We start from the raw sequence: 15184 nt of genomic DNA on the forward strand, positions 1-15184 counted from the left end.
TGGCCAATTCTGGTCGGTATTTTTTTTGTTCATAAATGGTTTTTTAGTTTGGTTTGGTTTCCGTTGGAAACGGAAGAGGGATGTTAAAATGTAAATTTTACTTCATTGAGATTCTCCTTTATTTTTATATGAATAGATAGTTAGTTTAAAGAAAGACTAAAACGTTTTAGTATTGCCTGATAAAAAAAAGCCCTGATCTGGTGATCAACACTTGTTGTAGTAAATAAAAATATCCAACTAGTTAAAACTAAAACGTTTTATTAAACAATAATAAGCATATTATTAATAAATCAAAAATTATTTTAATTTTTTTATCAAAAAAATCTCCGAAAATTACGGGCAGTAACCTTGATAGTTTAAATTATAATAAAAAAACCTTATGAAAAGCACTAAAAAAGAAAAAGCGGAGATCTACCGCAGAATTACATTATGAAAATTGCAATTCTGCGGTTATTTTAGAATAAGATTCAATTATTTTGAGATTCTGGCAGAATACGTTAAGTTAAACTCAGATCGCAGCAACTTGCAGCACCAATCAATGCTGCATGTTCTTTTAATTCTGAAATTTTAATTTCAGTATCTATTCCGTTGCCTTTTAATGTTGCAATTAATTCGGGGGCAAATGCGCTAAAGGATTGCGCAATATTACCGCCAACTATAACAGTATCTATTTTGTGTTTATTAATAATAGGAATCAGGAACTGCGCCAGGTTATAACCAAATTCCATAAAAACCATGGTCGCAAAATGATCAGTTTCTACTAATTCCACCAGTTCTTTCACCCCATCTACCGTTTTGCCGCTAAGCTGGTTAAAACGTTTTACGAACCAGCGTGTAGAAAGGTAATCTTCCGCGATTCCATCTAAAAATTGGGAGTTCCAGAGGTCAGCATCAATAGCTTTATCATTGAGACAAAGCGATGAGCCCAGTCCTGTACCGAGTGTTAAACCCAACACACTGGCATTTCCTTTGGCAGCGCCGGCAAAAACCTCACCTTGTAAAAAACCTGCCGCATCGTTTATAAAGTGGATATGATCGGCAGGGATATCCAATCTTTCAGATAATTCTTCTTTTACATTGATCTGGTAAAGTGATTTAAACTTATCCTGATCTTTAATTAGTGAAATGCCTTCACTATAATTAAAAGGACCTGGCATGGCTATTCCCACATTCCGGGCACCGTTTTTAATATTTTTAAAAGCCTTATTGATGATATCACACCATGCCGATAAAATCACTTCTTTACTCTCCTGCGAATCCACAGGGCTACGCTTGATGGAATCCTTCACCAAAGTTCTTGTTTCCAAATCCACCAATGCGGCCGTAATATGCGAGCCGCCAATATCTACACCTAATGCAACAGGCTTTTCCATTCTATATATATTTCTGTTATCTATTCTTTATTAATCTGAACTAATCCGCCAAAAGTAGTAATTCAATATCTATTTACTGAGCGAAAATGGCTTATCTTCTTCCAATACCCCTCTATTTAACGAAGGTTTAACATTCATCTCCAATTTTAATACCCCTCCTTTTAACAAATCGCTATGGTTTATAAAATTTTTAGTATAATTTTCACCATTTAAGCTTGCCGATTTTATATAAACATGGTGAAGATCATTTGCAGGCGCTTCAATGACGAATTTTTTGCCATTTTCTAAGTTAATAGTTGTTTTTTTAAACATTGGGCTCCCTAAAACATATTCGCCAGAACCAGGGGTTACACTATAAAACCCTAAAGCGCTTAATACATACCACGAAGAGGTTTGCCCCTGGTCTTCATCTCCCGGATAACCATTTTCTGTGGCATCATACAGTTTATGCATCACCTCACGGGCATAAAATTGCGCTTTCCATGGTTGGTTGGCATAATTGTATAAATAAACCATGTGCTGTATCGGTTGATTGCCATGTGCATACTGCCCCATATTGGCCATTACCATTTCGGTCATTTCATGAATCATCCCGCCATAAGAACCCACATTCACTTTATTAGGTTCGCTAAAAACAGAATCTAGTTTTGAGATAAAATTGCTGTTTCCTCCCATCAAATTAATTAAACCTTTGGTATCCTGAAAAACCGACCATTGCCAATGCCAGGCATTTCCTTCGGTAAATGGGCCTCCCCATTCGGTTGGATCGAAATTTGGCGACCACTTGCCTTCCGCATTCCTTCCCCTCATAAAACGTGTAGCCGGATCGTAAACATTTTTATAATTGAACATAGGCTTCTCAAAAACCTCCATATAATGTTTATCGCCAATCATTTTGGCTAAAGCGTAAGCGCAATAATCATCGTAAGCATATTCTAATGTTTTTGCGGTAGCTTCTCTATATTTTGGATAAGGGACATAACCTAACTGGTTATACTCGGTTACCCCATCCCTACCATTTGCCGGCCCCCAGGGTCCTTTGTTCATCGCTTCGTGGTAATAGGCATCTAAAGCCTTTTTCGGATCAAATGTTCTGATTCCTTTTGCCCAGGCATCTGCTAATAAAGAAATGGCATGGTTACCGATCATACTTCCGGCTTCGCTGGGGAAAGACCACGAGGGTAACCAACCGCATTGCGCGTAGGCATCGAGCATGGCCTGCATGTAACGACCATGCATTTCTGGCTGGATCAGTGTATTTAGTGGAAACTGTGCCCGGAAGGTATCCCAAAAACCTGTATCGGTAAACATATAGCCATCGTGCACTTTACCATCATAGGGGCTAAAGTAATATGGTTTTCCGGCTTCGTTAATTTCATAAAACTTTCTGGAGAACAAACTTGCCCTGAAAAAACAAGAATAAAAAGTTTCCATATCTGCTTTCGATCCGCCTTCTACTTCTATCTTACCGAGCGATTTATTCCATACCGCAACAGCATTGGCTTTGGTATCTTCTAAAGTCTTATCATTGCCTAGCTCTCTTTTTAAATTAAGTTTGGCCTGTTGCAAACTGATGTAAGATGAAGCAGTTTTTACCTGCACCTTGGTGCCCGATTCGAACTGTATAAATGCGCCTTTACCCAATCCTTCAGCTAAAATCGAATCTTTTGCAATGGTATTACGTTTGTTCTCCCAGGTACCGTAAGATTTAATCGGCTGATCGAACTGAATTACGAAATAACTTTTCCAACCTCTTTTAAAGCCTTCGCCATTATTCACCCATCCCGTTATTTTATTCTCTTTGGGATAGATCTGTACACCACTTAATCTGTTGTATCCGTCTAAAATTAAAAAACTTCTTTTGCCTTTTGGATAGCTGAACCTGAGGTGTGCACCACGTTCTGATGGCGAAATTTCTGTCGTGATATCATTTTCGAATGTTACCTTATAATAGTTTGGTTTAGCAATCTCGTTCTGATGGCTGAATTTGGTTTCGCGTTTGTCTTCATTTACAATCAGTTCATCAACCATAGGCATTAAAGAAAATACGGCATAATCTCTCGTCCACGAACTGCATTGGTGCGCTTGCTGAAAGCCTCTTATTTTATCTTTAAAATATTGATATTTCCAGCCATCGCCATTTCTACCCGTTTGTGGAGTCCAGGTGTGCATGCCAAATGGTAGTGCCGTTGTTGGATAAGTATTTCCTCTGGTGAGTTCGTGTTTAGAGTTGGTGCCCTGCAGCGTGTTCACATAGTGAACCCAATCTTTCTGCTGCGCCAATAACCCTTTGGCAGCAAGGCAGCATAAAATGGATGCAATTAATTTAAGTTTCATTGTGTGTTTGTTGGTTCTTTTCAGTTGATACAAATCAACTGTATATTTAAAATCAGCTTTTGCCTGCTCAAGTAAGGGGTTGCAGGCAAAAGCTGATTAATGTTATTATTTAATATTCCATTTGTCGGCCAGCATTTTAATGAAGTAACCGCCAACAACACTCCGCGCCTGGAAACCTGTCATTTGGCCGTTAGTGGTTTCATGCCAATCGCTCAATGGCACTTTACTTTCTGTTTCGGTAGCATAACGGTATATCGGATTTATAAATTTTTGGAAATCGGCTTCGTTATCGGCCAAAGTCGCAGTCCACATAATCCAATCCGATTTAGTGTAAGTCCTGCGGCTATCCAATGGTAATCCGTACTCTTTTTGTTTGGTTAGGTAAAAGTTAATCTCCTTTTTGTACACTTCTTTAGGAAAGAGATCAAGTTTTAACAATTTGTCCCAAACGAGGTTATATTTCTGGCTCCAGGTATTTTTATCATTAAAGGTTAAGGCATAATGATCGCCATCATCGGCCATTTTCATCCAGTTCTGTGCCATTTGTAAGGCAGCTGTTCTGTATTTATTAGCTACATCCGTTTTACCTGACAATTGCGCCATTTGTGCATACGCGCCTAAAGCTACAATAGCTTTAACAGATAAATTCGAATTTCTGGCCAGATGACCGGCAAAATCATCGGTACATAATTGATTGGCCGGATCGAAACCTTCTCTTAGCAGATAGTTTGCCCATACCGACATTACCTCCCAGTGCTTTTCGGCATATTTTGTATTGCCCTCGGCCCTGGTAATTGCAGCAGTTAAAATGATCATATTTCCAGCCTCTTCTACTGGCATATCTTCACCATAGGTTTGGCCGTTTGCCAAAGGGTAAGTGCCTAAATCGTGTGCAGCAAACGGTTTCTTCCATTTTCCACTTTCAGAATAATAAAAAATGCCATTTAGCATTCCTTTTAACAATTCGGGGTTGTACACCAAAAATTGTGGTGCTGATGGATAAGTTACATCAACCGTATTGATAGAGCCATTACTGAAATTTTCTTTGGATAGAAAAAGGATATCGCCATTTGGTGCATATACAATTTTGTGTGCTGCAATAGCCTGTCTATAAGCCAATTTACATAGATCTGCATACGCTTTGCCACCGGCCTTTTCTGCGTCGGTGTATAATTTCGCATCAAAAGTGGCGCACTTGGTTTTTAACGAAGGGTATTGGGCATCGGCTTCAGCCAATTGATCTTCAAATTGTTGACTACCCGAAAGTCTCCAAACTGGCTTCAGCTTTTCGCCAAAATATTCAACTGATTTCAGGTCGTCATAACCCAACATCATATATTTTTCTACGGGTGTGGCAGAAACCGAACCGAAAGGAATAACACTGTTTAAGTTTAGATTTTTTGAGTTTAAAACCTGTACTTGTGTAGCATATTTGGAATCAACGAAACTTTTTAAGCTTTCGTTCTGTGCATCAATGAATTGAGTAGCATTAAACCTGGCTGGAACGGCCACGTACAAATAACCCCAATCAATGCGGAGGTCGTCTCCCCTTTTCTTTAATACCGGCTGCTCTACGGTTCCTGTTTTTAATATAGAGAGATTGTTTTTTGAACTCTTCCAAGCTGAAACGCTTTGGTTTGGTGTATTTACAGCCAGGTTTGATGATGCCCCAAAGAAAATATCTACGCTGTGCGGCTTGGCATCAGTAGATTTTACGGCATAATTAATATAACTGATTGGCCTTGCGGTTAATTTAATATCATTCAGTAATAATGGAGAGGTAAAAGCTACCTGTAGTTCTACCGGGCCACAGCTAAAAGTATATTTGGTTGTAGTTGCCTGAATGGATGCATTGGTTTGAGTGGCTGGAGTAATGTTTAAATGGTCTGCCTCTTCTTCAACTATCCCTGCATCCAGGTGCCTGCCACCAGCCGTATTTTTGCAATGGATAGCGAGTACATTTTTTCCTGTTTTTAAAATGCCATCTTCAATCGGTAAATAGCTATAATCAGAAACCCATCCGTTCTTCTTGTAAATTATTTTACCATTTAAATAAACAATTACATTATCATCGTGATTGAGTTTCAGGTATTTTTTTGCGCCCGATACTTTGGCCACATCGAAGGTTCTTCTGAAGTAAAGATCATCACTATTCCATTTTGTTTTGGCAGAATTATCGTCTCCAAAAGGAGCATCGGCTTTTTTCCAGTCATGATCATTGTATGTAATGCTTTCCCAACCTGCTTCAGGTTTATCGAAGCTATAACTGGCCAGATATGTTAACGCATCAGCCGCCGGAAGTATATCTTTAAAAGTTTTACTTTTTTCGCCTAGAAACCGGTAGTATTTACCATCAACCTTTATTACACCTAATAAAGACTGCTCCTTCCCTGTCCAATGTTTGGTAACCGATTGGTTAAGCCCATCGCCGAAAGACCAAATGCTGAAATAGGCATCATGTGTAATTAATGGATAAGCCGGTGCCTTATCTTGAGCTTTTGAAATTAAATTAAAAAAAAGGCAAAGTGCTACTAAGGAAAGTTTTCTCATAAATTAATATCTGGTTTATTAATAAATCGTTTTACTTAACGACATCAATTGATTTCTTAATTCTGCAAACAGAAAAATGTCAAATCAATACTAGATTAAATGGGATTATTGTTGTTTGGTGCTCAATTAAAGTAAAACGTTTTACTAATTCAATATTAGAGAAATAAAAATCATATTAAAATAGCTTAATGTAACATTTAAGCTACTGAATTTAATCCCTGATAATCAATTTTGCCGGAATAATGATCTCCTGGTTTTCGGGTTTGGCTTTGGTCGACAATTGTTTAAGAATCAGCTTAATCACATTCTCTGCAATTTCTTCAAGTGGTTGTTGAATTGCTGAAATACCAGGTGTGTGCAGTTCGAAAGCTTCATGGTCATCGTATGCAATAACAGCAAAGTCGTCGCCAATTGTCTTATTGATCTTTTTCAATACTTTTAAACCACTAATTGCTAAATAATTGGTTGCAAATAATACTGCATCAATTTTTTTATTATCGAAAAGCTCCTTAATCTGAGCAATGGTTTCGCTTTCTTCCTGGTTAAAATGGATCTTTAAAACCAGGTTCTCGTCATACTTGATTCCGTGATCTTCTAATGCTTTTTTATAACCATCATAACGCTCTATGATCTGCTCCACGTTAATATCAGTAGTAACCAGGGCGATATTCTTTTTACCTTGATCGATAAAATGCTGTATTGACTGGTATGAGGCATTAAAATGATCGGCTCCTACATAACTGGTATTGATATCAGTCAGGTTCCTATCAAAAAAGATTACCGGATTGCCATCTTCCAACAGCATTTTTACATCTTCTTCTATTCCTTTTATTGGAGAGATGATATAGGCGTCAACTTTTCGCGATTTAAACATGTTGATCAGTTCTTTCGCTTTGTCAACACTGTTTTCTGTACTGGAATAAATAATTTTATACCCTCTTTTATAAGCTTTATCTTCAATTAGCCTGGCAATCCTGGAGAAGAATGAATTGGAAATATCTTCGATAATCAGGCCGATAATATTGGAGTTACCGGTTCTTAAACTTCTTGCAATCTGATTAGGTTTATATCCACTTTCTTCGATAATTTTTTTTACTTTCTCTATAACTGCTTCGCTTATCGATTTCTCTTTTGCTTTACCGTTAATAATGAATGAAACTGTGGTAATGGATACATTGGCTTTTACGGCTATATCTTTGATAGAAAGCGATTTCATTTGGTTGGATTTCTTTTGAGTTAATCAATTCAAAGCTAAATAAAAATTGCAGCTTTTAAATTTTTGCCAATTTTAAAGGCGCAATTTAACATTTTTTATATTAATCGTTTTAGAAACAGTTATTAAAGGTTGGCTCAACCTGAACGACAAGGCTTAAAACAACAAAAGACGCTATTTAAAGCGCCTTTTGTATTGAAATTAATAACCAGGGTTTTGAGTCAGTTTAATATTTAAATCTCTTTGCCTTTGCGGTATAGGATATAATGTTTTAAATGATGAGGATGGACTATGATCCCACCAGCTCCCAGCGGTAAGCTTTCCGAATCTAATCAAATCGTCCCTTCTAAAACCTTCGAATATAAATTCTCTACCGCGTTCTTGCAATAACTCATCGAGCGTTAAGGTAGTTGCGGTATAAGCTTTGTTAGCCCAAACTGCCGGCGTATAAGCTCTAGATTTACAATCATTGATGAGCTTAAGCGCATCTGCATTGGCAACACCACCATTTTTACGCATAATGGCTTCAGCTTTTGCAAAATAGATCCATGTTAACCGATAAACATTCCAATCGGTATTGTTATAATTTGGATCAGGTTCTACTTTTACTCCATTTACAATTCCTGGAATAGAATTGCCCAGTTTATATTTATTAAAACGTACTCCACTATTTTCTTCTCCCTCACTCATATTGCTAACGGCAGAATTTTTCGAATTTCTTTGAATGTTATCGACAAATACAAGTGGTTTGCCTGCATACTCTACTGTACCTTCAACATCGGATCCATCAGAGAACTTTTTCTGAGATCCAAACAGTAACCAGCTAGTTTTACGTAAATCATCAGCTTCAAATTTTTCATAAACTCCTGGAATTAAAACTATGCCATCGTTACCATTCCTACCGCCGCCATAAATATCACGTTGTGCAAAATGATAAAACTCGTCTGTCCACGATGGTTCAAATTTAGCTCTGGCAAAATCATAAGCAATTGAGAAAATAACTTCTTTTGATTGATCATTTGTGTTTTTAAATTGATCTGTAATGTTTGGATCAAGGGCCATGTTGCCATTTTGACCACCCGCCTCATTATTAATTAATTTATCAGCTGCCATGATGCAATCGTCCCAACGTTGCGTGCCTGTCCATACTTCTGCGTTTAAGTACAATTCTACTAACATGGCGTAACCGCTTGCCTGGCTCATTCTTCCAAGTTGCGATTTTGCCAGCTTAGGCACGTTATTGATATTATCTTTAATTTCCTTTTCAATGAAGGTAAAGACATCTTTCCTTGCAGTAGTATTTGGCAATACAGGATTTGAAGGATCAACCAGATCTGTCGCAATTGGAATATTACCGAACAAGTCCATCAACTTTAAATAATGAAATGCCCTAAGTAGTTTCAGTTCTGCAACATACTCATTCTTTTCCTGTTGGGTAATGCCCATCTGCGCAATATCTCTCTTCTCGATGTTTCCAATCGCATCATTACAAAAACCAACCCCTCCGTACATCAGAGACCATGCATTATTGATACCTCCTTCATCAACCGTCCAGGTATGGTAATGTAATCTTTTCCATTTACCACCATCTTCACCATGTGGCCCCTTTGTTGGCCATGCCAACTGATCAGCTGAAAGTTCGGCCAATCGCCACCATCCATCTTGTCCAGATGGCGTAACCCAGGCGTTCGCATGAGTATACGGCCTTAAAACAGCAGAAATAACTTCGTTTTTATTAGAGTAGAATTTATCAGCTGGGATAACATCGTATGCATTTTCATCTAGTTTAGTACAGGCAGAACCCATACTTACCACTAGTAAAAGGGCTGTATATATGATTGATTTATTTTTCATTTTGTTATTTATTAAAATCCTACATTAACACCAAAAAGGAATGATCTTGTACTCGGATAAGCACCGCGGTTATCAATACCTGGACCTAAGCCGGTATCTTGTACGAAATCAGGATCATTACCTGAGTAACCAGTTATTGTAGCTAAATTTTGACCTGTAGCGTATACCCGCAGACTACGGATGAACTTCTTTTTTAACTTAAAGTTATAGCCTAAAGTCACCTCATCAATTTTAACATTGGTTCCATTTTCCAGGTAATAGTCTGAATACATAAAAGTATCGTTGATTTCACTATACTTCCCAAAAGCATCTCTTAAATAGTTAGAACCCGTAACAAAAGGGTTTCCGTATGTTAATGCGGTAGTATTTAAAATTTTATAATCAAACTTACCTCTTAGAAAAACCCTAAAGTCAAAGTTTTTATAAGTAAAATTCGCTGTATATGAAGCGTAATATTTAGGAATGGCATTTCCAAGTGGAGCAAGATCTGTTAAGTTTTTATCTTTCGAATTGTTGATCTGATCATTGCGAACGGCTTGTCCATTTCTATTAAAGAAAAGCCATTTTCCATCAGCATCAAAACCGGCAAAACGCTTTCCATAAAATATACCTACATCTTCCCCTTCATAAGTGGTAATGGCATCACCTAAATCACCTGCCCCACCAATACTACCAAATGGTTTAAACTTAACTGCAAAAACATCATTCGAATAAGAATTCAAAGTGTTTTTAATGGTACTTCCTGTAAAATCCATACTGAAGGTAAAATCCTTGGTTTTGATTGCTTGATAACTTAAAGCAAGTTCGATACCTCTTGAAGAAATATCACCTACGTTGGCATAGATCTGGTTTTGAATATATGGCGGTTGAGGTGTAGTGTAAAGATCTAATAAATCCTTTGTTGTTCTATCAAACAAATCCAATGAACCTGTTAACTTGCTATTGAACAATGTAAAATCAGCACCGATGTTGGTTTCACGTTTTGATTCCCATTTCAAAAATGGATTTGGATTACGTGTTGGCCCATAAGTTTCGCGATAACTGCCATCAGGATATAAATATTTTCCACCCGGACCGAGTGTTACCCTTGATGCATTATTTGCAAAACCAGAGTTACCCGTTACACCATAACCTGCTCTTAATTTCAAATAATTAACCCACTTTACGTTTTCCATGAATTTTTCTTCGGTAACATTCCAACCTAATGATACTGCTGGAAAATTTCCCCATTTGTTATTATCACCAAAACGGGAAGAACCTTCACGCCTCAAAATTAATTGCACCAAATACTTATTATCAAACGCATAGTTAACTCTTCCGAAAAATGCAATTAGCGTATTGTCGTTTTTAAAACTACCCATTGACGCTTTTCCATCTGCTAATGCCTGTCCAACACCCATGTTGTCTTCATTGAACTGATCGTTCAGAAACCCTCGGGTACTCATTCTAGCACCTTCTTCTATATTGTAACGATAACTATAACCTGCCAATGCAGTAAAAGAATGTTTATCTGCAACAACTGTATTATATTGTAAGGTAGGCTCAAAGGCATAGGCCTGAGAAAGGAAATTATTTTTGAAAGCATAACCGCCGCTAGGGTAATCACTATTCTCGAAAGAATCTTCACTTGCTAAGGTTGCATATCCACCATCTAAATAATTGTCACGCTGCATAGATCCGAAAACACTTGCTTTTAATCCTTTAGTAATGTCAAAATCAGCTTTTAAATCTGCTGATGTTGTTTGCTGCTTGCGGTAACTAGTGTTATTAAATAATCTGGCATATTGGTTTGTACTTTGATTATCGTAGTAATATGAACCATCTGGATTATAAATTGGCTTAGTCGGATTTTTACCTAGCTCTTCTTCCCAACCGCTTCTGTTTAGCTCATTATTAAAAAAATCTGATGTTGCTCCATTAGATAGCAAATTCGCATTATTAACATTTGTAGCTAAGTTTAGTTGGATGTTCAATTTATCATCAAAGCCTTTTTGATTGATATTCAATCGACCTGTATATTCTTTCCTTCCGTTTTCTAAAGCAATACCTTGTAAATCGCGGTAGTTTAAACTTGCGCGATAGCTCGTTTTATCAGTACCACCTGATAACGCAAGATTATGATTTTGCGACAAATTATCCCGATTAATTAGTGAACCATATAAATCTTCACTCGCACCGTAATCACGGGCATTAATCTCTCCTGAATTGATTTTTGCCCTAAATTCTTCTGCTGATAAAAAATCTAATCTGTTTTGAACAAATTCTTTACGAATGTAGCTCGAGTAATTAAAGGTTGGCGGTCCGGGTTTGCCTTTTTTTGTTGTGATTAAGATTACCCCCGCGTTTGCGCTTGTACCATAAATGGCCGCTCCAGATCCATCTTTTAATACATCAACCGATAAAATATCATCCTGTTGAAGCAAATCTGGATTACCGCCCGGAATCCCATCAATTACATAAAGCGGACTGGCACTACCCGCAACTGAAACCACGCCACGGAGCTGCACACTTGGTCCTGAGTTTGGGTTCGAACTCCCCGCCCGGGTGATATTTAAACCTGCAACTTTACCTTGTATCAAATCAAGTGGGCTCCGGGCGCCACTCTGCCGAAACTGGGCAGTATCTATGTGAGCTACTGCTGAAGTAACTTCTTTAGATTTCATAGTACCATAGCCAACCACAACAACATCACTTAAATTCTGAGCACCTGATGGTGCAAGATTGATTGTTAATGGGGCGGCGCCATTCCCTGCAGGAACGGATTTAGATTGATAGCCGATATAGCTAAATACCAGCACATCGGTTGGCGCAGTAACATTGATGCTGAATTTACCATTCTCCTGTGTTACGGTACCACCTGTTTTGCCCTGGATCTTAATTCCAACGCCAGGTAAACCGATTTTCTGCTCGTCTACAACGGTACCGGTAATTGTTTTTTGCCCAGCTGATGCTGCAGGAGTTGTGCTTGCCGGTGTAGCAGGCGCTGTTGCAGCTGGTGCTGGTGCCGGGCTAGTAACCGGACGCGAGCCACCCAGCGGGTTTGGCGGTACTTTTACCGAATCAGCAGGTTTAGCCACCGGGACTTTTTTTGTTGTGTCTTGTTTTTTAGTTGTATCCTGCTGAAAATAATAGCGGTTAAAATTCTTTTTTTCGCTCTTAATTTTCGCAAACAACTGGGGGCTTGAAAGTAGGACAAGGCATAGGAATCCTGTCGTCCTGAGTAAAATGTTTCTCATTGGCACTCACTAGTTTAGTTTATAATTAGTTACGCAATGCGGCCAAAATTTCACTAGATTAATAAGAGCTATGAGATTAATTAGTTATGATCAGGTTTTCCGCAAAACGATTTAGTAACGCCTTAAACGCGGTTTTGTTTTAAAAAAAATGAAAAAAACTTAAAATGTTACATTATAAGTAAAACAAAACTTTACTAATAAAATCCAATAAAAAACTTTAATACAGTTAGGGTATTGATCGGTTATGGAGGTTTCTGAATTCGCAATACCATCCATTTGGATTTTTATTTATGGTATAAAAATCAATACGAATGAAAGGATTTCTGGCACAAAAAAAGTTTCTAAAAAATCGTTATTTCACAATTAATTCCAAAGATTCCTCTCCCACTTTAGGCCTATTTTATAAACACAATACCAGAATTATTTTTTGCTCTTTGCCGCACAGGTTTATAATAAATCGTTATCTCCGTAGTGGAGAGATCTTTTAATATAGTCTAAAGATCTCTCCACTACGCGTTGCTCCGGTCGATATGACGCCGGTTTTTAGAATCTGTCAATGATAGCGAGGTAAAACTAGCCTTTTAACTTTCCGACAATCAATCTTGCCGTTTTTGCCGAAGCACCAGGTTTGCCCATTAATAAAAGTAGCTCATCGTAATTTTTTAACATCTCGCTCCTTCCCTCGCCTGTTAAGATAATTTTGAGTTCTTCGTTCACCTTTTGGTTGTTACAATCTTCCTGGATGAGTTCGGTTACAATTTTCTTGTTTACGATAAGATTAACCAGTGAAATGAACTTAATTTTAACCAGCATCCGTGCAATGGCAATTGAAATTGTACCTCCTTTATAAACCACCACCTGTGGCACTTTAAACAAAGCAGTTTCTAATGTGGCTGTTCCTGAAGCCACAATTGCAGCATGGGCATGGTGCAATAAATTATAGGTATTGTTAAAAAGTAAGTGAACTTTTTTATCTCCCGTAAACTGATGATAATAACTTTCGGTAAAAGTTGGTGCAGCAGCTATGGCAAATACACAATCGGGATAATTTTCCGTAATGCTCAACATCACCGGGAGTAAACGTTCTATTTCCTGTTTCCTACTGCCAGGCAACAAGGCAATAATTTTTTCATCTCCCAATTGATGGTTTTCGCGAAAGTTTACATCCGGGGTAAACTGTGCAATTTCGTCTAACAGGGGGTTGCCAACGTAATCTACCTGCATGCCCCATTCCTGGTAGAAATCTACTTCGAATGGCAAGATACAGAACATGTGATCCACAACCTTTTTAATTTTCAGCACCCGTTTCTGGTTCCAGGCCCAAACCTTGGGTGAGATGTAATAACATACTTTTATGCCATTGGCCTTTGCAAATTCAGCAATTTTTAAGTTAAAGCCCGGAAAATCGATCAAAACCAGAACATCAGGCTTCCAATTTATGATATCTTCCTTGCAGGCTTTGAGGTTTCTGAAAATGGTGCGTAAGTTTAAAATCACCTCGGTAAAGCCCATAAAGGCCATATCAGCATAATGTTTAACCAGCTCACCTCCTTCAGCTTGCATTTTATCGCCACCGAAATACCGGAACACCGCTTCGCCATCCTCAGCTTTTAAGGCTTTCATTAAGTTGGCGCCATGTAAATCGCCTGAGGCTTCTCCCGCTACTAGGTAGTATTTCATAATATGGATGATTTATAAAAAAATCGTCATTGCGAGTAACCATCAGGTCTGTGGCCTGAAAAAAACAGGAATGACGTACTATATGCACTTTCTAAAGTATTAGGTTTAAGATTTTGCATCCTTGCAAAACTCATTGGACTAAGATGTCTAAGGTGGTCGTAAAAATTAAAGACTACGCAGTTTAATTAACCACCTTAGACACCTAAGAACATCTAATTCATTAAATAATCTTTTAAGCTTTCACACCATATAAAGAACATGTAAGCTTGTATGTCCTTAAATGTCTTATATGGTCAAAAAAAATAACACTAAATATCAGTTGTTTACATAAACGTCATTATAAGGAGGCACGAAGAAGCAATCTTTTATGTTATTATTTTATTGCTCAATCCTCCGTTGTTCTGGAAAGATTGCTTCACGCCAGCTCACTGTCCTCTTCTTCAGTTCGCAATGACGACCATTTCGTCAAAAAACTTTGTATGCAAAAAATACAAAAGCACACAAAAACGTTGCGGCCAATATACCCCTGCCTATATTTTCTTTATTGTATTTAAAAAAGTATTGCATGGTATAAGCATTTATGGCTATGCCTCCAATGTATAACAAATCTGCTTTTGCCAGGGAAGCCACATGGTGAATGATGTACCAGGCAATTGAGCAAAATATTGCCGGCACAAGCAAACCAATGCCCAAACCTATCCACACCGAATTATTTAATCTTTTTAACTGATCAATCATAATGGTAAGCATTTAGCCTAAATTAATGCCATCTGGTGCCGAAACTTTAGTACCCGCAGCTTTCAGATCGTTATTACCTATAAAATTCCAGCTATTCAAAGTTTGTATGGCGTGGTGCGCGGTTAAATCAAATTGAACCGGCACGATAGAAACATAATTGTGCTCCAATGCCCAAACATCGGTATCTTCTCCCTTGTCGAAAT

The 15184-nt window shown here is 37.9% G+C and carries 8 protein-coding genes and 1 pseudogene; all 9 read right to left on the reverse strand.

Translation table 11 applies throughout. The annotated features are described in order from the left end of the window. Positions 1 to 497 precede the first annotated feature (497 nt). Positions 498 to 1373 carry an ROK family protein gene (locus tag ACUN24_RS25950; RefSeq protein ID WP_445565107.1) on the reverse strand — a complete coding sequence of 292 codons (876 nt, stop codon included), beginning with the start codon at positions 1371 to 1373 and terminating at the stop codon, positions 498 to 500. A 69-nt stretch (positions 1374 to 1442) separates the two neighbouring features. After that, positions 1443 to 3710, reverse strand: coding sequence for a GH92 family glycosyl hydrolase (locus tag ACUN24_RS25955; RefSeq protein ID WP_445565108.1), 2268 nt, complete (start codon positions 3708 to 3710; stop codon positions 1443 to 1445). A 105-nt stretch (positions 3711 to 3815) separates the two neighbouring features. Continuing rightward, on the reverse strand, positions 3816 to 6260 hold the full coding sequence (locus ACUN24_RS25960) for a glutaminase domain-containing protein (RefSeq protein WP_445565109.1): 2445 nt from the start codon (positions 6258 to 6260) through the stop codon (positions 3816 to 3818). A gap of 211 nt (positions 6261 to 6471) precedes the next feature. After that, positions 6472 to 7476: a LacI family DNA-binding transcriptional regulator gene (locus ACUN24_RS25965; protein WP_445565110.1), complete on the reverse strand. Its 1005-nt coding sequence runs from the start codon at positions 7474 to 7476 to the stop codon at positions 6472 to 6474. Between the two features lie 198 nt (positions 7477 to 7674). Further along, a complete protein-coding gene (locus ACUN24_RS25970; RefSeq protein WP_445565111.1) occupies positions 7675 to 9327 on the reverse strand; it encodes a RagB/SusD family nutrient uptake outer membrane protein in 1653 nt (550 codons plus the stop codon). An 11-nt stretch (positions 9328 to 9338) separates the two neighbouring features. Next, the gene (locus tag ACUN24_RS25975; RefSeq protein WP_445565112.1) at positions 9339 to 12563 is read right to left on the reverse strand and encodes a SusC/RagA family TonB-linked outer membrane protein; all 3225 of its coding nucleotides are present in this window, start codon (positions 12561 to 12563) and stop codon (positions 9339 to 9341) included. Between the two features lie 573 nt (positions 12564 to 13136). Then, positions 13137 to 14243, reverse strand: coding sequence for a lipid-A-disaccharide synthase (gene lpxB / locus ACUN24_RS25980; RefSeq protein ID WP_445565113.1), 1107 nt, complete (start codon positions 14241 to 14243; stop codon positions 13137 to 13139). Positions 14244 to 14708: 465 nt separating this feature from the next. Beyond that, positions 14709 to 14993 (reverse strand): stationary phase survival protein SurE, encoded by a 285-nt coding sequence (locus ACUN24_RS25985; protein WP_445565114.1) that lies wholly within the window; start codon positions 14991 to 14993, stop codon positions 14709 to 14711. Further along, a pseudogene (locus ACUN24_RS25990) lies at positions 14994 to 15184 on the reverse strand (5'/3'-nucleotidase SurE); the annotation flags it as partial.

Source organism: Pedobacter sp. WC2501, from assembly GCF_052682415.1.

What these genes read in the sequence shown, in the direction of transcription:
- ACUN24_RS25985 (WP_445565114.1), bottom strand. Translation starts at nt 14,993, where the DNA reads ATGCTTACCATTATGATTGATCAGTTAAAAAGATTAAATAATTCGGTG.
- ACUN24_RS25955 (WP_445565108.1), bottom strand. Translation starts at nt 3,710, where the DNA reads ATGAAACTTAAATTAATTGCATCCATTTTATGCTGCCTTGCTGCCAAA.
- ACUN24_RS25970 (WP_445565111.1), bottom strand. Translation starts at nt 9,327, where the DNA reads ATGAAAAATAAATCAATCATATATACAGCCCTTTTACTAGTGGTAAGT.
- ACUN24_RS25975 (WP_445565112.1), bottom strand. Translation starts at nt 12,563, where the DNA reads ATGAGAAACATTTTACTCAGGACGACAGGATTCCTATGCCTTGTCCTA.
- ACUN24_RS25950 (WP_445565107.1), bottom strand. Translation starts at nt 1,373, where the DNA reads ATGGAAAAGCCTGTTGCATTAGGTGTAGATATTGGCGGCTCGCATATT.
- ACUN24_RS25960 (WP_445565109.1), bottom strand. Translation starts at nt 6,260, where the DNA reads ATGAGAAAACTTTCCTTAGTAGCACTTTGCCTTTTTTTTAATTTAATT.
- ACUN24_RS25965 (WP_445565110.1), bottom strand. Translation starts at nt 7,476, where the DNA reads ATGAAATCGCTTTCTATCAAAGATATAGCCGTAAAAGCCAATGTATCC.
- lpxB (WP_445565113.1), bottom strand. Translation starts at nt 14,243, where the DNA reads ATGAAATACTACCTAGTAGCGGGAGAAGCCTCAGGCGATTTACATGGC.